Consider the following 23104-nt stretch of genomic DNA (forward strand, 5'->3'; position numbering starts at 1 on the left):
CTCACCACTTGTACGAGATGGTGCCCTGAACGGTGCGGCGATTGCCGTACCAGCACCATTGGTAGTCGAGGTAGCAGGTCGTGACGTACTTCTTGTCGAAGATGTTGGCCGCGTTCACGCTGAGCGCCAGTCCGTCGAGCCGTGGCGAGAGCTTGCCGAGATTGTACCGCGCGAGCGCATCGAACACGGTGAAGCCCGGCGTGCTGACCGCCGAAGTGCTGCTCGCGGAAATGCTGTCGACCTGGCGTACCGAGCCGCCGATGGCGAAGCCTTCCAGATCGCCGGTATGTGGTGCCCATTCGAGGTTGAACGTGGTGCCGCCGCGACCGACGCCGAGAATGCCATAGCCGACCGTCGCCGGATTGGCGGTGTCTTTCACCGTCCGAACCTTCTGGCGGCTAAATGCCAGACGCGCGTTGAAATCGTGCGGCAGCGGCGCATTCGCCTCGACCTCGAAGCCTTCCGAGCGGACTTCGCCACCCTGCAGGCCCACGAAGGTGATGGGATTGTATGTCACCACATTGGTCTGGTTGATGTGGAACCATGCACCCGTGACGAGAATGCTGGTGCCCGGCACCGCATATTTCGCGCCGAATTCGAGTTGCTTGCCGAGCGACGGGCGTGCCGCGCCAAGGGTGCCATCCGAACGGATCACCACCGCGTTCTGCGGCTCGAACGAGGTCGAATAGCTCGCATAGGGCGCAAGCCCGAACGCGGTCTTGTAGAGGATACCAGCGCGATAGGTGAACCGGTCGGACTTCTCGGGCGCGGCCGCTTCGGTAGCGCGCGTCTCCGCCCAGTCTTGGCGCCCGCTCAGCAGAACCCGCAGACCACCAACCGAAATCTGGTCCTGTGCATAGAGGCCGGTCTGTTTCTGATGAGGTCGCAGGATGTCTACGCCAAAACTGTCCGGCACCGTCTCCGGGCCTTTCGGCACCGGCATCGTGCCATAGACCGGCGCATAGCCGTTCAGCGCGGTGCCGGAGCCGAACGCAGACGCCTCATACGCGTCGCCGGTCTGGTAATCGACGCCGAACAGCACGTCATGCCTAAGCGCGCCGGTCTCGAAGCTGCCGCGCACCTGATTGTCGAACACCCAGGACGTGCCGCGCTCTCGCGTCGCGTAGGATGCCCGGTTGTAGAGCGTCGAATTCGGATTTGACGCCGCATCGGCCAGCGGGCCTGCCGCATAAACGATACCAAGCTGCGACGTCGCACGCTGGAAGCGGCCCGCCGCCCGGAAGCTCCAGCCCGATCCGAAATCATGATTGAAGATATACGTTCCCGCGACCTGATCGCGCTTGAAGGTGTTGCCCGGCTCGCCGAAGTCGCGGGTGGTCGGCAACTGGCCGTTGGGATTGGCCAGCAACGTGCCCGAGGCCGGAAACACGCCATAGCTGCCGTTCTGCGGATCGTGCGAATACGCGCCGAGCAACGTCAGCTTGGTCGCGTGATCGAGATCGATCGTCACCGCGCCCGAGATCGTCTGGCGTTCGCGCGCGCTGAAGGTCTGTTGCGTGTGCGCGCCGTTGACGCTGCCATAGACGCGCCAATGCACCGACGAGCCGGCGCTGCCGCCGACATCGGCATCGACGCGGTACAGATCATAGGTGCCATAGGTGCCGGCGACCGCGCCGTAGAAATCCTGATCGAGCGGCAGTTTGCTCGTCAGCGCGACGAGACCGCCGGGGCCGGACTGACCGTACAGCACCGAGGCCGGCCCCTTGACGATCTCGATCCGGTCGAGCCGCGACACGTCGATCTGCGGGCTGAGATAGCCGGCGCCGTCGATCAGCTTGAGGCCGTCGAGGAATTGCGGCGCATCGAAGCCGCGCAGCTTGAACTGGTCGTACACCTCGGCGCTCGATCCGCGCTGCTCGGTGGTGACGCCCGCGACGAAGCGCAGTGCCTGATTGAGATTGGCAATGCCGAGATCGGCAATGTCGGCCGAACTGATGACGCTGATCGACTGCGGCGTCTCGGCGATCGGCGCGGCGCTCTTGGTCCCCGCCGACGATTCGGTGCGCGGCCGCGCGCCGGTGACGACAATCGTATCGCGATCGTCGGTGCTGTCGTTCAAGGCGCTATCCGCAGCGGTGTTCGCACCTTCGGCGGCGGCGGGCGCGGCCCAGGCCGGCGTACAATACATGGCCGTGCTCATCAGCAAGCCGGCGAAGAGGTGGCGCGTCATTTTATTCCCCGAATCAAGTCTCAGGGCGGCGAAGTGACGTATTTGCGATCGATTATCAATAGCACTAATCGAAATGTGCGATGAATGCCGGGCGGTGCGTCGATCCAGTGCGGTTGCCAATTGCAATGACACCGGTTTACCATCTGCCATCGTAACGGAGAGGGCATATGGCACGCGCGCCGGACGGGCATCAGATCGATCGCCGCGCCTTAATCGGCGGAGCCGCCGCCGCGCTCGCGCTGCTACCGCGCGCCGCCCGCGCGACGGCAGCCGCGAAGCGCGTCGCCGCGCCCGCAGGCATCTTCGTCGGCGAAGGCCAGACCGTCGGCGTCGGCGCTCCGGTCTGGAGTTTTCGTGGCATTCGCTACGCCACCGCCGAGCGTTTCCGTGCGCCGCGCCCCTACGCCACACCCGGCAAACAGCGCGACGCCGCCGCCTTCGGCCCGGTCTGTCCGCAAACCGGCGACACTTACACTCCGCAATCCGAGGACTGCCTGTACCTCAACGTCTGGACCGCGAACCCCGCGCCGCGCGCGAAGCTGCCGGTGATGCTCTACATCCACGGCGGCGCCTATTCGGGCGGCAGCGTCACCGATCCGCTCAACGACGGCGCCGCACTCGCCGGGCGCGGCGACGTGGTCGTCGTCACCGTCAACCACCGGCTCAACGCGTTCGGCTATCTCTATCTCGCACGGCTCGATCGGCGCTTTCCCGACAGCGGCAATGCCGGCCAGCTCGATCTGATCTGCGCATTGCGCTGGGTGCGCGACAATATCGCCGCGTTCGGCGGCGATCCCGGACGAGTCATGCTGTTCGGCCAGTCCGGCGGCGGCGCCAAGATCGCCACGCTCACCGGCATGCCCGCCGCCACCGGCCTGTTCCACCGCGCCGCGACGATGAGCGGCCAGCAAGTGACCGCGCAAGGCCCGCTCCACGCGACCGAGCGCACGCGTGCGTTTCTCGACGCGGTCGGCGTCAAACCGGGCGCGCTTCAGCCGCTCCTCGACATGCCAGCCGAAAGACTTGTCGAGGGATTGCGCGCGCGTGATCCGGTGATGGCCGGCGCCGTCTCGTTCGCGCCCGTGCTCGACATGACCTGGCTGGTCCGCCACCCGTTCTGGCCCGACGCCAACCCGATTGGCCGGTCGATCCCGATGATCCTCGGCAACACGCATGACGAGACACGCGGCTTCATCCCGCCCGAGACGACCAAGACGCTGACGTGGGACACACTGCCCGACCGGCTCGCCCCCGAACTGCGGATCGACGTTCTGCCCGAATGGGTCGTCGGCGAATATCGCAAGCAGTTCCCGGAGTGGTCGCCGAGCGATGTCTTCTATGCCGCCACCACCGCCGGGCGAAGCTGGCGCGGACAGGTGATCGAGGCCGAGGAGCGCGCCCGCGCCGGCGCGCCGGCCTGGGTCTATCAGGTCGATTTCACCTCACGCACCGATCCACGGCGCGGCGCCTTCCACACGATCGACATCCCGCTCGTGTTCGGCACGCTCGGCGCGACCGGCTCGCAGACCGGCATCGGCCCGGATGCGCGCGCCGCCTCCGCCGCTATGCAGGAGCGTTTCGTCGCCTTCGCGCGCACCGGCGACCCCAACCACGCCGGACTGCCGGCGTGGCCGCGCTACGACCTCGCCACCCGCGCGACGATGCTCTTCGACGCGACCAGCCGGGTCGAGAACGATCCGCGCCGCTGGCAACGCGAACTGTTCGCCCGCATCCCCTACATCCAGCCGGGCACCTGACCCGAACCGACGACCGTCAGGCCGCGCGGAACCGCGCCTGAGTCAACTCGACCGGACGGCCCGGCACGAGCGCGATCTGCTGCGACACCGCGCCATAGCGCACCGTCGCTGGTCCTGCCCGCGTGGCGACGATCGTCGCCGAGACGAGCACGCCGTCGCGCCACGCGATATCCAGCGTATAGCCGCCCCGCGCTCGCAGCCCCCGCACCGATCCGCTCGGCCACGCTTTAGGCAGCGCCGGCAGCAACTGGATCAACCCGCCCTGGCTTTGCAGCAACATCTCAGTCATGCCCGAGGTGCCGCCGAAATTGCCGTCGATCTGGAACGGCGGGTGCGCGTCGAACAGGTTGGGATAGGTGCGCTCCGGCCCGAGCAGGAAGCGCAGAATCTCGTGCGCGTGGTCGCCATCGCGCAGCCGCGCCCACAGGTTGATCCGCCACGCCGTCGCCCATCCCGTCGCCCGGTCGCCACGGATTTCGAGCGACCGCTTCGCCGCCGCCGCCAGCGCTGGCGTGCGGTCGAGATCGATCTGGTCGCTCGGGAACAGGCCGTAGAGGTGCGAGACGTGGCGGTGGTGGATGTCCTCCGCCCCCATGTCCCAGTCGAACGGCCATTCCTGCAACTGCCCGGCCGAACCGATCTTGAGCGGCAGCAGCTTCGCCCGCGCCGCCGCGATCTCGCTGGACAGCGCGGCATCGGTGCCGAGGATCTTCGCGGCCGCGGTCGTCTGGTCGAACAGATCGCGCAGGATCTCCATGTCCATCGTCGGCCCAAAGATCAGCGACGCGCCATGCCCGTGCGGATTCTCGGGCGAGAGCGATGGGTTGGTGACGAGATGCCCGCTCGCCGGATCGACTTGCAGTGTATCGAGGAAGAACAGGCACGCACCACGCATCAGCGGATAGACCGAGGCGAGGAACGCAGTGTCGCGGTGGAAGTCGTAATGCTCCCACAGATGCGTACACAGCCACGCCCCACCCATCGGCCACAGCCCGTAGGGCGCACCGTCGATCGGCGCGGTCGCGCGCCACAGGTCGGTGTTGTGATGCGCCACCCAGCCGCGCGCGCCGTACATCTCGCGCGCGGTGCGCCCGCCCGTCACCGCCAGGTCGCGCACCAGCCGCACCAGCGGCTCGACGCATTCGGCGAGATTGGTCGTCTCCGCCGGCCAATAGTTCATCTCGGTGTTGATGTTGATCGTGTACTTGCTGCCCCAGGGCGGGTTGTTCGATTCGTTCCACAGCCCTTGCAAATTGGACGCCTGACCGCCGGGCCGCGACGAACCGATCAGCAGGTAGCGGCCATAATGATAATACAGCGCGGCCAGCCCCGGATCGTCCTGCGTCACTGCCGCCGCGATGCGCTGGTCGGTCGGCAAAGCGCGGCCCGGCGTGGTGCCAAGGTCGATCGCGACGCGGCGGAACAGGCGGCGGTGGTCGGCGCTGGTAGCGGCGGCGATCCGCGCGAAGCTCCGGCGGGTGGCGGCGGCGATCTGCGCGCGCGTGATCGCATCGGGATCGCCGCCGACATCGTCGAATCGGCGGTAGCTGGTCGCCATCGCGATCAGCAACGTCACCGAATCCGCATGAGACACGGTCAGCGCCGCGCCATCGCTCGCGACCGTGCCGCCCTGCGCCAGCACGCGCACCCGCGCCGCGAAGCGCAAGGCTGCCGGAATACCCTCATCGGATTCGTTGCGGCCCGCCAGAAGGATCGTATCGCGGCCCTCGACCACGACCGACGAATCCTTCATCCCCGTGGCGAGCGCGAGCCGGAGCGAGACCTTGCCGGGTTTGTCGGCGGCGATCCGCACCGCGATCACCTGATCGACCGCCGACGCCACCACCGTCCGCGTGAAGCGGACGCCGTCCTGCGTGAAGCGCGTTTCGGCCTCGGCCGCATCGAGATCGAGCGAACGGCGATAGTCCTGCGCCTGCGCATCGGCGACCCCCGGCATCGTGATCGCCAGATCGCCGACCGACTTGTATTTGGTCTGCTTGAGCGGCGTCGCCATCACATGCGCCTGGGCGTAGGCCTCGGCCTCGGCATAGCGGCCGGCGAAGATCAGCCGGCGCACTTCGGGCAGGCTGGCGCGCGCCTGCGGGTTGACCGGATCATAGGGACCGCCGCCCCACAATGTACTCTCATTGAGCTGGAGCCGTTCGGCACCGATGCCACCGAACACCATCGCGCCGATCCGCCCGTTGCCGACCGGCAGCGCCTCAGTCCAGACGGCGGCGGGGCGCGTGTACCACAGCAAGGTCTCGCTCGCCGCCTGCGCTGGTGTCGCGGCTGCGGCGGAAGGCAAACCGGCGGCAAGCGCGCCGGCACCACCCGACGCCAACGCAAGCGCGACCGCCTCGCGGCGTGTGACCGCTCCAGATTCGTCGATCATCCCGCTCCACCTCACTTGTTTGAACGTGTTTGCCTTGGCGAAAACATGTTTGCAAGCGATGCTGGCTGGAGAAGCTTGAGGCGGACCATTGCAGCGCGTTTTGCGCTTGATAGGCCAAAGGATCGCCTCTATCTTTCAAATATGAAATATCACTATCGTATCGGCAGGACGTGCGTCGGCGCATGACGCGCATAACCGGCCTCAGGACGCTCGATCTCCGCTTTCCGACCAGCGCGTCGCTCGACGGGTCGGACGCGATGAACCCCGATCCCGATTATTCCGCCGCGTATGTGATCCTCGATACCGACACGGCGGGTCTCGCCGGCCACGGCCTTACCTTCACGATCGGGCGCGGTAACGAAGTCTGCGTCGCGGCGATCGAAGCGCTGCGCGATCTGGTGATGGGCCTCGATCTCGACTGGATCGCCGCCGACGCCGGGCGCTTCTGGCGGCACATGACCTCGGACAGCCAGTTGCGCTGGATCGGGCCGGACAAGGGCGCGATCCACCTCGCCACCGGCGCGGTGGTCAACGCGGTGTGGGATCTGTGGGCGAAGGCCGCAGGCAAGCCTTTGTGGCGGCTGGTCGCCGAGATGTCGCCCGAGGAGATCGTCCGCGCGGTCGATTTCCGCTACCTCACCGATTGCATCACCCCCGACGAGGCGCTCGCGCTGCTGCGGTCACGCGAAGCCGGCAAGGCCGAGCGCATCGCCACGCTCGAGGCCGAGGGCTACCCGTGCTACACCACGTCGGCGGGCTGGCTCGGCTATTCGGACGAGAAGCTGCGGCGGCTCGCCGAAGAGGCGGTCGCGGCGGGCTTCAACCACCTCAAGCTCAAGGTCGGCGCCAATCTCGACGACGACATCCGCCGCCTCCGCATCGCGCGCGACGTGATCGGACCCGACCGCGCGCTGATGATCGACGCCAATCAGGTGTGGGAGGTCGGTCAGGCGATCGACTGGGTCAATGCGCTCGCCTTCGCGAAGCCGTGGTTCATCGAGGAGCCGACCAGCCCCGACGACGTACTCGGCCACGCCGCGATCTGGCGCGGCATCGGCGACATCAAGATCGCGACCGGCGAGATGTGCCAGAATCGCATCCTCTTCAAACAGTTCATCATGGCGGGCGCGATCGATGTCGTGCAGATCGACGCGTGCCGGATCGGCGGGGTCAACGAAATCCTCGCGGTGCTGCTGATGGCCGCGAAATACGATCTGCCGGTCTGCCCGCACGCGGGCGGAGTCGGCCTGTGCGAATATGTCCAGCATCTCGCGATGATCGACTATGTTGCGATATCCGGCACGCGCGAGGGCCGCGTGATCGAATATGTCGACCATCTCCACGAGCATTTCCTCGATCCCTGCACGATCCGCGACGCCGCGTATCTGCCACCGACGCGACCCGGCTTCTCGATTGAGATGAAGCCGGAAACACTCGTGCGATACCGCTTCCAAAACGATACGACGGCATGAAGTGCCGCTGACCCAAGGACGAGAGGAAAGACTATGCTGGCAATGGAGGAGACCCCGGTTGGGCGGGAGCGCGCGGCGACGACACGCGGCGGCTACGCTGCGGCGATCACGATCACCGTCTGCCTGTTCTTCCTGTGGGGCATGGCCAACAACCTCAACGACATCCTGATCGCGCAATTCAAGAAAGCGTTCGTCCTCACCGATTTCGCGACCAGCTTCGTCCAGCAGGTCTTCTACCTCGGCTATTTCCTGTTCGCGATTCCCGCCTCGCTGCTGCTGCGCGCGCGCGGCTACAAGGCCGGGATCGTCACCGGGCTGGTGCTGTACGCGATCGGCGCGTTGCTGTTCTATCCGGCGGCGGCGTCTAGCCAATACGGACTGTTCCTGCTCGCTTTGTTCGTCATCGCCTCGGGCCTCGCGTTTCTGGAAACGTCGGCCAATCCGCTGATGACCGAGTTGGGCGATGCCACCACCGCCGCGCGCCGGCTCAACTGGGCGCAGGCGGCCAACCCGATCGGCGCGATCACCGGCATCCTCGTCGGCCGAAACTTCATCCTGTCGGGCATCCGCCATGACGAGGCGACGCTCGCCGGCATGTCGGCGGCGCAGCGCATCGGCTATTACCGTGCCGAGGTGCAGGCGGTGCAGACGCCGTATCTCATCATCGCGCTGGTGGTGCTCGCCTTCGCGGTCGCCGCGATCGTGGTGCGCTTTCCCGAAGGCGAGCGTGAGGTCGCCAGCACCGCCCCCCGCCCGCCCTTCTCCGCCGTATTCGGCAAACCGTGGCTGCTGGCGGCGGCGTTCGCGCAATTCTGCTATGTCGGCGCGCAGGTCGGGCTGTGGAGCTTCACGATCCGCTATGCCGAGGCGAACGTACCCAGCCTTGGCGAGCGTGCCGCCGCCGACATGCTGTTCGCCTCGCTCGTACTGTTCGCAATCGGTCGTTTCTCAGGCACGGCGCTGATGGGCCGGGTACGGCCGGCGACACTGCTGCTGGCGTTCTCGATCATTTCCTGCGCGCTTGCCGCCATTGCCGCTCTGGCAGGGGGGCAGATCGGCCTGTACGCCTTGGTCGCGGCGAGCTTCTTCATGTCGATCCAGTTCCCCACCATCTTCGCGCTTGGCGTGGAAGGTCTCGGGCCACTGCGTCGCGCCGGTGCATCGCTCATCATCATGGCGATCATCGGCGGCGCAGCGCTCACCGCGTTGATGGGCTGGACTTCGGACCATAGTTCGATCGCGACCGCGATGCTCGTGCCCGCCGTCGCCTTCGTGGCGATCGCCGCTTTCGCCTTCGGCGCGCTGCGCCGCCCACTCCCATCCAACTCTGGTGATTGATTCATGCACGTCGTAACCTGCTGCGAACCCGGCACGCTTGCCCTCGAAACCCGCGACGCCCCGGTGGCCGCGCCCGGCGAGGTGCTGGTCCGCATCCGCCGCGTCGGCGTGTGCGGCACCGATTATCACATCTTTCGCGGCACCCAGCCCTATCTCAGCTATCCGCGCGTGATGGGGCATGAACTGGCCGGCGTGGTCGAGGCGGCGGACGCGGCGAGCGGCTTCGCCGCCGGTACGCCGGTGTGCATCATGCCCTATCTGTTCTGCGGGCATTGCGTCGCCTGCACCAAGGGCAAGACCAATTGCTGCGTCAACATCCAGGTGCTCGGCGTCCACCGCGACGGCGGCCTCGCCGAACTGCTCGCGATCGAACCGCGCTACCTGCTCGACGCGAGCGGCCTCACGCTCGATCAGGCGGCGATGGTCGAGTTCCTCGCGATCGGCTACCACGCGGTCAGGCGTGCCGCGCTGTCTGCCGGCGAACGTGTGCTCGTGGTCGGCGCCGGGCCGATTGGCATGGCGGTCGCGTTGTTCGCGGGCTTGCAGGGCGCGGACGTCACCGTGCTCGACGGCAACGCGGGCCGCGCGCGCTTCTGCGTCGACAAGCTCGGCGCCCATGCGGCGGTGGCGCTCGACGCCGAGACGCGGCAGCGGCTCGCCGACATCAGCGACGGCGCCTTTTTCGACGCGGTGTTCGATGCGACCGGCAACGCCAAGGCGATGGAAACCGGCTTCGGCTATGTCGCGCACGGCGGGCGCTACGTGCTGGTGTCGGTGGTCGCGGCCGACATCACCTTCAGCGATCCCGAATTCCACAAGCGCGAGACGACGTTGCTCGGCAGCCGCAACGCCACGCTCGACGATTTCGCGGCGGTGATCACGCTGATCCGCGAAGGCCGGGTGCCGACCGACGCGATGCACACGCACAGCGCCGCGCTCGCCGATCTGCCCGACGTCATCACGCACTGGATGGACCCGGCGGCCGGGGTCATCAAGGCGATCGTCGAGGTCTGACTCACACCGCGCGGCTGAACCGCTGCGCGTCGGGCTGGCGATAGACATCGAACACGGCGGCGACGAGGCGGGCATAGGCCCGGCCCTCGTCCCGCACCGTCACCCGCCAGCCCTGAACGCGCACCAGATCATGCGCCGCAAGATCGCGCAATCCGCCAAGCGCGCCGTGTAGCGGCCCGAGGCAAGCCCCGTGCGTGCGGGCGAGATCGGACAGATCGACGCTCCCGTCGCACAGCAGCCGCTCGATGATGTCACCGCGCAGCCGATCATCGGCGGACCGCACAATCCCGCGCGCGCCGGCCAGACCGCCGTTGGCGGCGCGCAGCCGATACCGGCCGACATGCTTCTCGTTCTGCACGAGCAGCCCCGGATACTGACTGATCGAGGACGCGCCGAGACCGATGATCGCCTCGCCCGGTTCATCGGTGAAGCCCTGAAAATTGCGCCGCAGCCGCCCTTCCGTCGCCGCGACCGCGAGGCTGTCGCCAGCTCTGGCGAAATGATCGAACCCGATCGCGGCGTAATCGGCGGCGGTCAGCACATCATGCGCCAGCGCACTCTGCTGGAAGCGCGCGGCGGCGTCGGGCAACAGTGCGTCGTCGATCATGCGCTGGCGCGGCAACAGGCGCGGCATATGTGCGTAGCCGAACATCGCGATCCGGTCGGGCGCGAGGTCCAGCGCCAGTTCCAGCGTCTCGGTCAGATCGTCGGCGGTCTGGCCGGGCAGACCATACATCAGGTCGAGGTTCACCGCCGCTATCCCCGCCGCCCGCAGATCGGCTACGGCGCGCGACACCATCGCATACGGCTGAACGCGGTTGATCTTCTCCTGAATGTGGCGCGCGAAGGTCTGCGCACCAAGGCTGACTCGCGTCACTCCAGCCGCCACCAGCGCATCGCAATACGCCCGATCGAGCGTGCGTGGGTCGAGTTCGGCGGCGATCTCCAGCCGCTCGGCACAATCGAACCGCTCGCGCAGCAAATCGGTCAGCGCGATGAAATCCTCTGCTGGCACCGCATTGGGGCTGCCGCCACCAAAATGCACCGCGACGACGCGCCCGCGCAACCGCGCCGCCACCGCATCGATCTCCTGCGCCAGCGCGGCCAGATACGCCGCCATCCGCTCGGGCCGGCCGATCGCGCCGGTGTTGCAGCCGCAATACCAGCAAATCTCATGGCAATAGGGGATGTGGACGTAGAGCGACACCGGCGTACCTAGCGCGACGGCGGCCAAAGCTGCGGCCTGATCGGCGACGCCGACGCGGTCGTGAAACTCCGCCGCCGTGGGATAGCTGGTGTAGCGCGGTACGGACCGGCTCGCGAGGTCTGGGATATAGCGGTGCATACACTCTGGTCGCAGGGCCTTGCGCGACCATCCTTGATCCCGGTCAAATCCGGCGGCCCGGCGATTTGCGCTGGATCAATGTTGCCGCACCGCCCCGGTCCTAGCCCGGCCCCACCAACCAGATGGGGAACCAGAAAATGCGTATCATCACCGCCCTCGCGCTCACCGCTGCGGCCTGTGCCGCGATGCCGGCCCAGGCCCAGGAGAAGGGCGACGTGCTGATGCGCGTCCGCGCGATCATGGTCTCGCCAAACGAGAAATCCGGCGGCGTCGAGCCGACCTTCCCGGGCGCCCGCGTCGGTGTGACCGACAGCTACGCGCCCGAAGTCGATTTCACCTACATGCTGACCGATCATATCGGCACCGAGTTGATCCTCGCCACCACCAAGCATGACGTGCAGGGCCGCGCCGCGCTGGCCGGAATCGACAAGCTCGCCGGAACCTGGGTGCTGCCGCCGACGCTGACGCTGCAATATCACTTCGCCGCGCCGCACGCCAAGGTCCGGCCCTATGTCGGCGCGGGTGTGAACTACACGATCTTCTATTCGTCCAAGGCGAGCGGCGCGCTCAATGCAGCGATCGGGGACACCACAGTCCACCTCAAGGACAGCTTCGGCTATGCGCTTCAGGCCGGCGTCGATGTCAACATCACCCGCAAGGTCTTCGCCAATCTCGACGTAAAATATATCGACATGGACACGACCGCCCGGCTCCGCACTGGCGGCGCGACCAACAGCGTCAAGGTCAGCATCGATCCCTTGGTGTTCGGCATCGGCATCGGCCTCCGGCTTTGACCCGGCGCGCGCACGGCTTTGACATGGGTCAACGCCGTGCGCGCCCCAGCCGCCGAAATGGCAGGCAAGGAGAGCCTGCATGCACGACCCTGACAGTTTGGGCGGTAGCCGCCTCCCCTTCGCGCGCTGGCATGTGATCGACGAGATCGACCTGATCGGTCTCGTCGCGGATCATGCCGCCACCGAACGGCTCTGCATGCGGCTCGAAGCCTGCGCGGACCAACTCCCCGAACGCCCTGCCCCCGCCGAGAGCGACGCTCTATGCGCCGCGCTTCAGTCGCGCATCCTCGATCACGTCAACCGCGAGGACCGGCTGCTCGCCGCGATGTTCGCGCAGGATCTGCGCGATCCGCTCTGTCGCGCGCTGCTCGACCACATCCACACACGCCACGTCGCCTGCACGGTGCTCGCGCAGGATCTGATCGCGGCGATCGACGCCACCGCGCCCGGACACCGCACGATCTGCCCGGAGGCGCTCGGCTATATGCTACGCTGCTTCTTCGAGGGGTGCCGCGCGGTGATGGCGCTTGAGGAACTGGCGATCCTCGCGCTCGCCGGCACGCGGCTCACGCGCGAAGCGCGCGCGCTCCTTGCCCACCGGCTCGGCACCGCCTGACCCTGCTCAGGCCGGCTCGGCCTTCGCCTGCAGCGCAGCCCGGTCGCGGATCGTCACACCGCGCGCGCCCGGCAGCGCGATCAGCCCCGCCGCCTTCAACTTGGTCAACTGCCGGCTCACCGTCTCGATCGTCAGCCCCAGTACGTCGGCGATCTGCCCGCGCGTCAGCGGCAGATCGAACGTCAGCGGGCCGGAGGCGGTGGCGCGGCACCCAGCACTGCCGGCGCGATCCGCCATGCCGAGCAGGAAGCCGGCGATCTTCTCCTCCGCCGAGTTGCGCGCGAGCATCAGCATCCGCCCACGCGCTTCCTCCAGCGCCGAGAAGGTGCGCTGGAGCAGCATCCGCTCCATCCGCACATGATCCTCCAGCACGCGTTCGAACGGCTTGCGCGGAAACACGCACAATTCGGCGTCGGTCAGCGCGGTGACGGTGAAATCCGATTTTTCGGCATAGGGCCGCCCGACGAAATCGGCGGGATAGAGCAGGCCGACAATCTGCTCGCGGCCATCGGCGGTCGAGGCGCTGAGCTTGAGGACGCCCGCCAGCAAATTCGCACAGACGATGCTCTCGTCACCCGCCCAGATCACCGTCTCGCCGCGCGCGACAGTCTGGCGGCGGCCGAGCGAGTTCAGCGCGATCAGCTCCGCGTCGGTCAGGCTCCCACAGAGCGACTGATCCCGCACGGCGCACTCTACGCAGATGTCGGTCATGAACATGCCCCCTTATAGGGGACATCGCGCCGTTTGTCTTGCGATCGTATCGTTTCGCCGATGGACAAAAGGACCGACGTCTCACGACGCCGGTCCGATCGTCACTGGTGGCTGATCGCGTCCTCGTCATCCTCGATCGGCAACGAGAATTCGTGCCAGATGCCGTTGAGAACCCCGAACACCACCGCCAGGCCAAGACCCAGCACCCATGTAAAATACCACATCGCTTGATCCTTTTCGGGTCAGTAGAAATCGGGGTTGGTGCGGACCTCTTCCGTAGTGACGCGCCCCCACATCACCTTGAACGCCCAGCTCGTGTAGGCGAGCACGATCGGCAGGAAGACCACCGTCACGAACACCATGATGCCGAGCGTCTTGGCGGTGGAAGAGGCGTTCCACACCGTCAGGCTCGAATGCATGTCGATGCTGGAGGGCAGAATGTACGGGAACATCGACAGGCCGACCGTCGAGATGATCCCCACCGTCGATAGCGACGATCCGGCGAAGGCGAGCGGCTCCGAACTGCGGCGGATGCCGACCAGCGCGAGCGCGGCGCCCGCGAAGCCAAGCACCGGCGCGATCATCATCCACGGGTGGATGGTGTAATTGACCAGCCACGCGCCCGCGAACGGCTCGCTGGTGGTGCGTAGCGGGTTGGACTGGCCGAACGGATCGATCGTCGTGACGATCCGGTAGCCGATCTTGGTGAAGGCGACGAATGCCCACCCACCGGCAAACAGCAGGATCGAGGCGATCCCCGCGACCGTGCCGAACCGCTTGGCACGGGCATGGACCGGGCCATGCTCGACCTTGATCGCGATCCAGGCCGAACCGTGCAGCACCAGCATCGCCACCGACAACAGCCCGCACAGCAAAGTGAACGGCGTGAACAGCCCAAGCAGGCCGCCCTCGTAGAACGACCGCAGGTCGCTATCGAGCCGAAACGGCGCACCCGACAGCACGTTGCCGACCGCAACGCCGAACACCAGCGCGGGCACCAACCCACCGACGAACAGCGCATAATCCCACCGCGAACGCCACGCCGGGTCTTCCCGCTTGGATCGGTACTTGAAGCCGACCGGCCGCAGGATCAGCGCCGCCAGCACCAGGAACATCGCGAGATAAAAGCCCGAGAAGCTCACCGCATAGACGAACGGCCATGCCGCGAAGATCGCGCCGCCGCCGGTGATGAACCACACGAAATTGCCTTCCCAGTTCGGCCCGACGGTGTTGATCACCATCCGCCGTTCGGAGTCGGTCTTGGCGACCCAGGGCAGCAGCGCCGCCACCCCGAGATCATAGCCGTCGGTCAGCGCGAAGCCGATCAGCAGCACCCCCATCAGCACCCACCAGATCAGGCGCAGGTTTTCATAATCGAACATGGTCTATGTCCCTTTCAAGCGGCCAATGGGGTCGCGGGGAGCGTGCCGGGTTCCGGCTGCGGATCGTCGTGGTGCTCGAACGGCCCCTTCTTGATCGACGTGAGCATCAGCCGCACCTCGATGACCGCCAGCACGCCGTACAGCGCGGTGAAGCCGAAGATGGTCGTCCACAGCGCCCCGCGTGACAGCGAGGATGCGGCGAGGAAGGTCGGCAACACGCCTTCGATTGCCCACGGTTGACGGCCGATCTCGGCCAGGATCCAGCCAAGCTCGATCGCCACCCACGGCAGCGGTATCGAGAACAGGGCGAGCCGCAGGAACCAGCGCGTGCTGTCATGCCGCCGCAGGCTGGCGAGCACGAACGCGGTGGCGAACAGCGCGATCATGTAGAAGCCGATGAACGCCATGATCCGGAAGCTCCAGAACATCAGCGGCACGTTGGGCACGACATCCCACGCCGTCTTGGCGATCAGCGCCGGACTGGCGGTGCGAGGGTCGGCGACATGCGCCTTCAGGAGCAGCGCATAACCGAGATCGCGCTTATGCGCCTCGAACCGCGCCCGCTCGGCTACATTGGCGGGATCGACCTTGAGCTTCTGCACCGCGTCATAGGCGATCACGCCCGAGGTGATCCGCTCCTGCGCCTTGAGCACCAGTTCCGACATGCCCGTCACCTCCTTGTCGAGGCTGCGGGTCGCGATCAGACCGAGCACCCAGGGCACTTCGACCGCATAGCGCGTGGTGTGCGTGGTGGTGTCGGGCAGGCCGAACAGCGTGAGTCCGGCCGGTGCCGGCGCGGTATGCCAAGCCGATTCGATCGCGGCGAGTTTCATCTTCTGGTTGTCGGTCAGCGCATAGCCGCTCTCGTCACCCAGCACGACGACCGACAGCGACGATAACAGCCCGAACGCGGCCGCCACCGCCATCGAGCGTTTGGCGACGCCCCGGTACTTGCCTTTCAGGAGATAAAAAGCGGAGACGCCGAGCACGAACACTGATGCACAGACATAGCCGGCGCTGACGGTGTGGACGAACTTGGCCTGCGCGATCGGGTTGAACAGCACCTGCCCGAAATCCGCCACTTCCATCCGCATCGTTTCCGGGTTGAACTGCGCGCCGACCGGATTCTGCATCCAGCCGTTGGCGATCAGAATCCACAGCGCCGAAAGGTTGGTGCCGAGCGCGACCAGGAAGGTGACGACCAGATGCCCGAGCTTCGACAGCCGGTTCCAGCCGAAGAACATCACGCCGACCATCGTCGCTTCGAGGAAGAACGCCATCAGCCCCTCAATCGCGAGCGGCGCGCCGAAGATGTCGCCGACATAATGCGAGAAATACGACCAGTTGGTGCCGAACTCGAACTCCATCGTCAGCCCGGTCGAGACGCCGAGCACGAAGTTGATCGCGAACAGCCGCCCCCAGAAGCGCGTGATGACGCGCCAGATCGGCCGGTTGGTCATCACATACACCGATTCCATGATGACGAGCATGAAGCTCAGCCCCAGGGTCAGCGGCACGAACAGGAAATGGTAGAGCGCGGTCAGTGCGAATTGCAGCCGCGACAGGTCGATAACACCCGGATCCATAGCTTGAGTCTCCCCGCGAGGCCGGGCTGGCCCCAAGTTGCCAGCGGGGTAGGCGCGGGTGCCGGCAGCGACATTGACCGGGGTCAAAGACTGCACCGGCCGATCGGGCGAAGACACCGTCCATGAACGCGATCACCAGCAGCCCCGCTCTTGCCCGCGCACGCACGCGCTGGCTGAAGGGCGTTGCCGCCGACGGTGGGCGCGCGCGCGGCTCCACCAGTCTGCTGTTGCTCGACACAGGCGCCGCGATCGGCTTCGCCACCGGGCTGGCCGGAGCGGTCGAGGCGGTGCCGTCGATCGGCGCGATGCTGCCGTGGGCGGCGCTGATGGCGCTCTCCGGCGGCGCACGCGGGACTTTCGCGATGCTCGCCACGCGCGTCGGCGCGGCGGGCGCGGAACACGCCAAGCTCCGCCTGCGTCGCCGGATCGTCGCGACGTCGCTCCATCGCGCGCCCGGATCGACCGCGACCACCGGTACGCTGATGAACGCGGCGGTGGACGAGGTCGATGCGATCGACGGCTATGTCGCGCGCTTCCTGCCCGCGCGACAGGCGGGTGCGGTGGCGCCGTTCCTCGTGCTCGCCGCCACCGCTCTCGCCAGCCCGGTCGCGGCTGGCATCCTGTTCGCGACACTGGTGCCGTTCATCCTCGTGATGGCGCTCGCCGGCGGCGCAGCGGCGGATGTGTCGCGCCAGCAGTTCCTCGCGCTGTCCCGCCTGTCGGGCCGCTTCGCCGACCGTATCCGTGCGCTGCCGGTCGTCCTCGCCTTCGGTGCCGAGGACCGCGAGGCCGCAGCGCTCGGCCGTGCGGCGGACGACCTCGCCCGCCGCACGATGCGCGTGCTGCGGGTCGCGTTCGTATCCTCAGGCGCGCTGGAGTTCTTCGCGGCGCTGTCGGTCGCGCTGGTCGCGGTCTATTGCGGGTTCAACCTGCTCCACCTCCTGCCCTTCCCGGTGCCGGAACAGCTCGATCTCGGCCGCGCGCTGTTCGTGCTGGCGCTCGCGCCCGAATTCTACGCGCCGATGCGCCGCCTCGCCGCCGCCTATCACGACAAGCAATCCGCCGAGACCGCCGCCGAGCGGCTCGCCGCGCTGGAAGGCGAGCGACAATCGCCCGTGGCCACGGTACCGTTGCCGCGCGCCGCGCCGGGGATCGTGTTCGACGCCGTAACGATCCGCTACCCCGGCGAGGACACCGCCGCCGTCTCGCATTTCTCGCTCGACATCGCGCCCGGCGAAACGGTGGCGCTGCTCGGCCCGTCGGGCAGCGGCAAGAGCAGCCTGCTCCACCTCCTGCTCCGCCTGGCGCCGTTGAGCGAGGGCGCGGTGCGGGTCGGCGGCATCGCGTTGGCGGAGACCGGCGGCGTCGCGACGATTGCCGCATGGGTTGGGCAAAGTCCGCTCATCATCGCCGGGTCGATCCGCGAGAACCTGTTGCTCGCCTGCCCCAAGGCATCGCCACAAGACCTCACCCGGGTGATCCACGCCGCCGGCCTCGGTCCGATGCTGGCGCGGCGACCGCTCGGCCTCGACAGCCCGATCGACGCGCGCGGCGGCGGCCTGTCAGGCGGCGAACGGCGGCGCATCGCGCTCGCCCGCGCGCTGCTCAAATCGGCGCCGCTGCTACTGCTCGACGAGCCGACCGCGCATCTCGACGCCCAGGCCGAGGCCAGACTGATCGCCACCATCTGTCGCGCGCGCGCCGGCTGCACCACGCTCATCGCCACGCACAGCGAACGGCTCGCCGCCATCGCCAACCGCGTGATCCGGCTCGGAGAGACCGCATGAGCCAGACGCTCGAAACGCTGATCGCCGCCGAACGCCGCGCCCAGCGCCCGCTGCTACGCCGCGCGGCCCTGTATGCGGCGCTGGTTGCGGCATCCTCGGTCGTGCTGCTCGGCCTGTCGGGTTGGTTCATCACCGCAGCCGCTTTCGCGGGCGCGGCGGGCACGCTGGCCGCGCAGGCATTCAACTATATGCTGCCGAGCGCCGGCATCCGCCTGCTCGCGATCGTGCGGACCGGCGCGCGCTATGGCGAGCGGCTGGCGGCGCACGAGGCGGCATTCGGCGCACTCGCCCGCATCCGCCCAGCGCTGTTCCGCGCAATTGCCGCCGCACCAGTCGGCAAAGCGCTGGCGCTGAGCACCGGCGAAGCCACAGCGCGGATGATCGGCGATGTCGATGCGATCGAGACTCGCTTCGTCCGTTTGTCCGCGCCGTGGGGCGTCGCTGCCGCCTTGGCATCCGGTCTGTGCCTGACGGTGCTGGGCGGCGCGCTCGCCGCGCTCTCGACCGTCGCGTGCCTCGCCGCGCTGCTGCTCACCGCGCGCGCGTTGTCGCGCCGACTCGAGGCGCCGGGCCGCGCCGTCCAGACCGCCGCCGGCGCGTTGCGAGAGGAGTTCGCGCAGGCGATCGAAGCGGCGCCCGAATTGCGCTGCTTCGGGCTGGAGTCCTGGGCCGCCGATCGCATCGACGCCCGCAGCCGCACGCTCGCCGCCGCGCAGCGCGCGCAGGCGAACGTGGCCGGCTGGTTCGAGCTGCTCCAGGCGCTGTCGATCGCGCTCGCGGCATCGGCGGCGGCGCTGCTGTCCGCACCGGCGGGCGCGGAAATCGCCGCGCTGGCGGCGCTCGCCGCAGCGATGACGCTCGACGGTGCCGCCCCGCTGCTGCGCGGCCAGATCGATCGCGGCAAGATGCGCGAGGCGGCAGCTCGGCTCGACATGCTGCTCGCCGTTTCCCGGCCCGAACGCGCGACCGCGATGCCATCGGACACGCCCGTCCTGACCTTCCACCAGCCAGCGCCCTGCCGCGTCGCACCGGGCGAGCGGCTCGCGCTGACCGGACCGTCGGGCGCGGGCAAGACCATGCTCGTCGAGACCCTGATCGGGTTGCGCCCAGCGCAACCCAATCAGATCACGCTCGACGGGATCGATCTCGCCGCCATCCCGCTGCCTGCGCTGCGCCGCTGCTTCGCGTGGGTGCCGCAGGATGCGATGCTGCTATCGGGCACGATCCGCGAAAACCTGATGCTCGCCAATAGCGAGACCGCCGACGCGGCCTTGTGGGACGCCCTCCGCGATGCCGTCCTCGACGACCGTGTCCGCGCGCTCGACCGGGGTCTCGACACTTGGATCGGCGAAAATGGCGCGCGCCTGTCGGGCGGCGAGCGACGCCGCCTCGCGCTCGCCCGCGCCTATTGCACGCCCGCGCCGTGGCTGCTGCTCGACGAGCCGAGCGAAGGCCTCGACGCCGTAACCGAAGCGATCCTCGCCAACCGGCTCCACAGCCGCCTCGACCGGACCGGCCAGGGCCTGATCCTCGTCACGCATCGGCCGAAGCTCGGGGCACTCTGCCCGCGCGTGCTGGCGATCGAGCCCGACCGCGTCAACGCGCCCGCCCGCCTCGTCGCCTGAACCGTGCCCGGCCCCGGTTTACCTCCAACACAGGGCCGAACACCATTCCGGCTGACGATCCCGCCGCGATAGCGCACAGGATCGGCGATCGATAAAGCCGGCGGATGCCTAAGCGCTAAGCCGTGCGGCGAAAGACCAGCCACAGCGCCGGGACGGCGACCGGCGTCACGATCATGACAAGATTGTCATGGAACCAAGCTTTGTTTCCAAACGGTTTCTCGCGCTGCATCAAGGAGCCTTGCGTGAGCGATCATCCGACCCGCGAAGACCGGAACGCGGTTCTCGAAGCCAAACGAACGTTGAAGATGGCACGATCTGCACATGCCTATGTGCGCGGCAACACTGCGAAATTCTACGAATGGCTGGTCGAGTCGCCAGCGGCGAGACACTTGCCCGAAGGACCGCCGATCTGGATCTGCGGCGATTGTCATCTCGGCAATCTCGGCCCGATCGCCAACGGCGCCGGCAAGGTCGAGATTCAGATCCGCGATCTCGATCAGGCGGTGATCGGCAATCCGTTGCACGATCTCATCCGCCTTGGCCTCTCGCTGGCGACGGCGGCGCGGGGTTCCGATCTGCCCGGTGTCACCACCGCGCGCATGATCGAGCAGATGATGCTCGGCTACGAAGCCGCGCTCGCCGATCCGACCAGCGGCGATGCCGGCCCCGAACCGGATGCCGTGAAAACCGTCCGCCGGCGCGCGCTCGGCCGGCGCTGGCGGCATCTCGCCAAGGAACGTCTCGACGATGTCGAGCCGTCGATCCCGCTCGGCAAACGCTTCTGGCGGCTCGATGACAGTGAGCAGCGCGCGGTTGCCGGCGTGTTCGACCAACCCGCCGTCGCCAGCATGGTGCTCGCGCTGCGGCACCGCGCGGGCGACCAGCGTGTCCGCATGACCGACGCGGCCTATTGGATGAAAGGGTGCAGTTCGCTCGGCCTGCTGCGCATCGCCGCCATCGTCGAGATGCGCGACGCCGAAGACGACCGCGCCCACGCGCTCGTCGATATCAAGCAGGCGGTCGCGCCGATCGCACCCGCCGCGCGCGGCGCGAAGATGCCGCAGCAGCCGGGCGAGCGTGTCGTCGCGGCGGCGCGCGCATTGTCGCCGCACCTCGGCGAACGGATCGCCGCTGCGCACATCCTCGATGCATCGGTGTTCGTGCGCGAATTGATGCCGCAGGATCTCAAGCTCGAGGTCGATCAGTTCACCACCGATCAGGCGACCAAGGCCGCGCATTATCTCGCCTTCGTGGTCGGCAAGGCGCACGCCCGCCAGCTCGCCGCCGAGGACCGCCGCCTCTGGCAAGCCGAGCTCAACCGAAGCCGAACCGCGAAGATCGATGCGCCGTCGTGGCTATGGGAAAGCGTGGTGGATCTCGCCGGCCGGCACGAAGCGGGCTATCTCGAACATTGCCGCCGCTACGCGATGGCGGCGGCCGCCTGACCGCAGCAAAAGCGTTCTCTTCGGAGATCGCGCCGATATGCCGCCGCTCGGCGCCTGCTATACCCACGCCGCCTGGCGCGCCCGCTCGCGCATCGCCGCTATGAACGCCCGCACCGCCGGCATCGCCGCACGCCCGGCATCGTAAAGCAGGCTGACGGGCATCGGCGGCGGCGCATGCTCCGCCAGCACGCGCACGAGCCGCCCCGCCGCGATCGCGCCGGCCGACTGATAGCTGAGCACATTGGCCAACCCCAGCCCGGCTTCGGCCGCGGCGATGGTCGCATCAATCGTATTGATCGTGAGCCGGGGAACGATCTCCACGACCATCTCGCCCTTCGCCCCGAACGGCCAGGCGCTCCCGGTCGGCACCCCGCTGCCGACGATGCAACGATGGCCGGCCAGCTCGGACGGCGTCGCCGGAACGCCGTGCTCGGCAAGATAGGCCGGGCTTGCCACGATCGTCTGCTCCACCGATCCGATCGCCACAGCGCGCAACGCGCTATCGGCCAGCGCACCGATCCGCACCGCGACGTCGATACCCTCCTCGACGATGCGGACGTTGCGATCGAGCAGCATCATGCGCGCGCTCAGGCCATCATGCTTCGCTAGCAGCCCGTTGATGACGGGCAGCACATGCAGCCGCCCGAACATCACCGGCGCGGTCACATAGAGTTGGCCGCGCGGCACCGATCGGCCACCCATCACGATCTGCTCGGCTTCGCGCAGATCGACCAGAATGCGCCGCGCCCGCTCCAGAAACGCCGCCCCCTCGTCAGTAAGCGACACCGCGCGAGTCGATCGGTGAAACAAGGTGACGCCGAGATGCCGCTCCAGCGCCGCCACCGCCCGGGTGATGGCGGGCGGCTGCATGTTCAGCGCGCGCGCCGCCGCAGCGAAGCCACGCTGATCGGCAACGGCGACGAACGCGGTGAGCGTCTCGAAGCGATCCATTATTCTCCCGATCGAAATGGTGAGTGCCAGGAAGCACCGATTATCACATCTTCCGCACCGCGCTACTTTCCGGTGCATGGCACAGACATATCTCCACACCATGTTCGGCCCGCGTGCCCGCGCGCTGCAAGCGGCGGCGGGTTCGCGCGCATCCTACGCGCGGATGGAGGCGAATGCCGGGGATGCCGATATCCTCACCACCCGCGAACTGGATTTCATCACCGCCCGCGACAGCGTCTACATGGCGAGCGTGAGCGAGGATGGCTGGCCCTATGTCCAGCATCGCGGTGGCCCGGCGGGGTTCCTGCGGCGGATCGCCGGCAACCGCATCGGCTTTGCCGACTATCAGGGCAATCGGCAGTACCTTTCGGCCGCGAACCTCGCCGCCGACGATCGCGTATCGCTGTTCCTGATGGACTATCCCAACCGGCGCCGGCTCAAGCTGATCGGTCACGCATCGAGCAGCGACGATCCCGCCGACATCGCCGCGCTGATGGTGCCGGACTATGCCGCCGAACCCGAACGTGCAGTCGTGATCGACGTGATCGGCTTCGACTGGAATTGCCCGCAGCACATCACCCCACGCTTCACCGAGGCCGAGGTCCAGCGCGCTACCAGACCTTTGACCGACGAACTCGCCCGGTTGCGCGCCCGCGTCGCCGAACTGGAAGGACTGCCGAACTGGAAGGACTAAA

General features: G+C 67.5%; 18 protein-coding genes. 10 read left to right on the forward strand and 8 right to left on the reverse strand.

Annotated features, from left to right (window positions below; genetic code table 11):
* Position 1 precedes the first annotated feature (1 nt).
* Positions 2-2191, reverse strand: a complete 2190-nt coding sequence (locus EWE75_RS00430) for a TonB-dependent siderophore receptor (RefSeq protein WP_130154728.1) — start codon at positions 2189-2191, stop codon at positions 2-4.
* Positions 2192-2358: 167 nt separating this feature from the next.
* Here EWE75_RS00430 and EWE75_RS00435 point away from each other — a divergent pair, with 167 nt between their 5' ends.
* Entirely contained in the window at positions 2359-3948 is a 1590-nt protein-coding gene (locus EWE75_RS00435; protein WP_130154729.1) for a carboxylesterase/lipase family protein, read from the forward strand.
* 16 nt (positions 3949-3964) lie between these two features.
* On the opposite strand, the gene EWE75_RS00440 is transcribed toward EWE75_RS00435, so the two are convergent.
* Positions 3965-6343, reverse strand: coding sequence for a glycoside hydrolase family 95 protein (locus tag EWE75_RS00440; protein ID WP_130154730.1), 2379 nt, complete (start codon positions 6341-6343; stop codon positions 3965-3967).
* 182 nt (positions 6344-6525) lie between these two features.
* On the opposite strand from EWE75_RS00440, the gene EWE75_RS00445 reads away from it, so the two are divergent.
* Genes EWE75_RS00445 through EWE75_RS00455 form a run of 3 tightly spaced genes read left to right on the forward strand, consistent with a single transcriptional unit; the run spans position 6526 to position 10167 of the window.
* Positions 6526-7815, forward strand: coding sequence for an L-fuconate dehydratase (locus EWE75_RS00445; protein ID WP_130154731.1), 1290 nt, complete (start codon positions 6526-6528; stop codon positions 7813-7815).
* A 33-nt stretch (positions 7816-7848) separates the two neighbouring features.
* On the forward strand, positions 7849-9153 hold the full coding sequence (fucP, locus tag EWE75_RS00450) for an L-fucose:H+ symporter permease (RefSeq protein WP_345789361.1): 1305 nt from the start codon (positions 7849-7851) through the stop codon (positions 9151-9153).
* 3 nt (positions 9154-9156) lie between these two features.
* Positions 9157-10167: a zinc-binding alcohol dehydrogenase family protein gene (locus EWE75_RS00455; RefSeq protein ID WP_130154732.1), complete on the forward strand. Its 1011-nt coding sequence runs from the start codon at positions 9157-9159 to the stop codon at positions 10165-10167.
* 1 nt (position 10168) lies between these two features.
* On the opposite strand, the gene hemN is transcribed toward EWE75_RS00455, so the two are convergent.
* Positions 10169-11512, reverse strand: coding sequence for an oxygen-independent coproporphyrinogen III oxidase (hemN, locus tag EWE75_RS00460; RefSeq protein WP_130154733.1), 1344 nt, complete (start codon positions 11510-11512; stop codon positions 10169-10171).
* 137 nt (positions 11513-11649) lie between these two features.
* Here hemN and EWE75_RS00465 point away from each other — a divergent pair, with 137 nt between their 5' ends.
* Both EWE75_RS00465 and EWE75_RS00470 read left to right on the forward strand, forming a co-directional pair.
* Positions 11650-12306 (forward strand): OmpW/AlkL family protein, encoded by a 657-nt coding sequence (locus EWE75_RS00465; protein ID WP_130154734.1) that lies wholly within the window; start codon positions 11650-11652, stop codon positions 12304-12306.
* 79 nt (positions 12307-12385) lie between these two features.
* Complete coding sequence (locus EWE75_RS00470; protein ID WP_130154735.1) at positions 12386-12922, forward strand: hemerythrin domain-containing protein; 537 nt, start codon at positions 12386-12388, stop codon at positions 12920-12922.
* Between the two features lie 6 nt (positions 12923-12928).
* On the opposite strand, the gene EWE75_RS00475 is transcribed toward EWE75_RS00470, so the two are convergent.
* From EWE75_RS00475 to EWE75_RS00490, 4 genes are all read right to left on the reverse strand, one after another.
* The gene (locus tag EWE75_RS00475) at positions 12929-13639 is read right to left on the reverse strand and encodes a Crp/Fnr family transcriptional regulator (protein ID WP_130154736.1); all 711 of its coding nucleotides are present in this window, start codon (positions 13637-13639) and stop codon (positions 12929-12931) included.
* Between the two features lie 95 nt (positions 13640-13734).
* Positions 13735-13857, reverse strand: a complete 123-nt coding sequence (cydX, locus tag EWE75_RS00480; protein ID WP_130154737.1) for a cytochrome bd-I oxidase subunit CydX — start codon at positions 13855-13857, stop codon at positions 13735-13737.
* A gap of 18 nt (positions 13858-13875) precedes the next feature.
* Positions 13876-15015 carry a cytochrome d ubiquinol oxidase subunit II gene (cydB, locus tag EWE75_RS00485; protein ID WP_130154738.1) on the reverse strand — a complete coding sequence of 380 codons (1140 nt, stop codon included), beginning with the start codon at positions 15013-15015 and terminating at the stop codon, positions 13876-13878.
* A 14-nt stretch (positions 15016-15029) separates the two neighbouring features.
* Positions 15030-16601 (reverse strand): cytochrome ubiquinol oxidase subunit I, encoded by a 1572-nt coding sequence (locus EWE75_RS00490; protein ID WP_130154739.1) that lies wholly within the window; start codon positions 16599-16601, stop codon positions 15030-15032.
* A 122-nt stretch (positions 16602-16723) separates the two neighbouring features.
* Between EWE75_RS00490 and cydD the strand changes: the two genes are divergently transcribed.
* The 3 genes from cydD to EWE75_RS00505 all read left to right on the forward strand — a co-directional run bounded on the left by cydD (position 16724) and on the right by EWE75_RS00505 (position 21458).
* On the forward strand, positions 16724-18388 hold the full coding sequence (gene cydD, locus EWE75_RS00495) for a thiol reductant ABC exporter subunit CydD (RefSeq protein ID WP_130154740.1): 1665 nt from the start codon (positions 16724-16726) through the stop codon (positions 18386-18388).
* On the forward strand, positions 18385-20013 hold the full coding sequence (locus EWE75_RS00500) for an amino acid ABC transporter ATP-binding/permease protein (protein WP_130154741.1): 1629 nt from the start codon (positions 18385-18387) through the stop codon (positions 20011-20013). The genes cydD and EWE75_RS00500 overlap by 4 nt, the downstream gene beginning before the upstream one ends.
* 242 nt (positions 20014-20255) lie before the next feature.
* On the forward strand, positions 20256-21458 hold the full coding sequence (locus tag EWE75_RS00505) for a DUF2252 family protein (protein ID WP_282432654.1): 1203 nt from the start codon (positions 20256-20258) through the stop codon (positions 21456-21458).
* A gap of 57 nt (positions 21459-21515) precedes the next feature.
* On the opposite strand, the gene EWE75_RS00510 is transcribed toward EWE75_RS00505, so the two are convergent.
* Positions 21516-22409, reverse strand: coding sequence for a LysR family transcriptional regulator (locus EWE75_RS00510; protein ID WP_130154743.1), 894 nt, complete (start codon positions 22407-22409; stop codon positions 21516-21518).
* 76 nt (positions 22410-22485) lie between these two features.
* On the opposite strand from EWE75_RS00510, the gene EWE75_RS00515 reads away from it, so the two are divergent.
* Positions 22486-23103 carry a pyridoxamine 5'-phosphate oxidase family protein gene (locus EWE75_RS00515; RefSeq protein ID WP_130154744.1) on the forward strand — a complete coding sequence of 206 codons (618 nt, stop codon included), beginning with the start codon at positions 22486-22488 and terminating at the stop codon, positions 23101-23103.
* The last annotated feature ends 1 nt before the right edge of the window (position 23104 follow it).

Source organism: Sphingomonas populi, from assembly GCF_004208535.1.
GTDB lineage: Bacteria > Pseudomonadota > Alphaproteobacteria > Sphingomonadales > Sphingomonadaceae > Sphingomonas > Sphingomonas populi.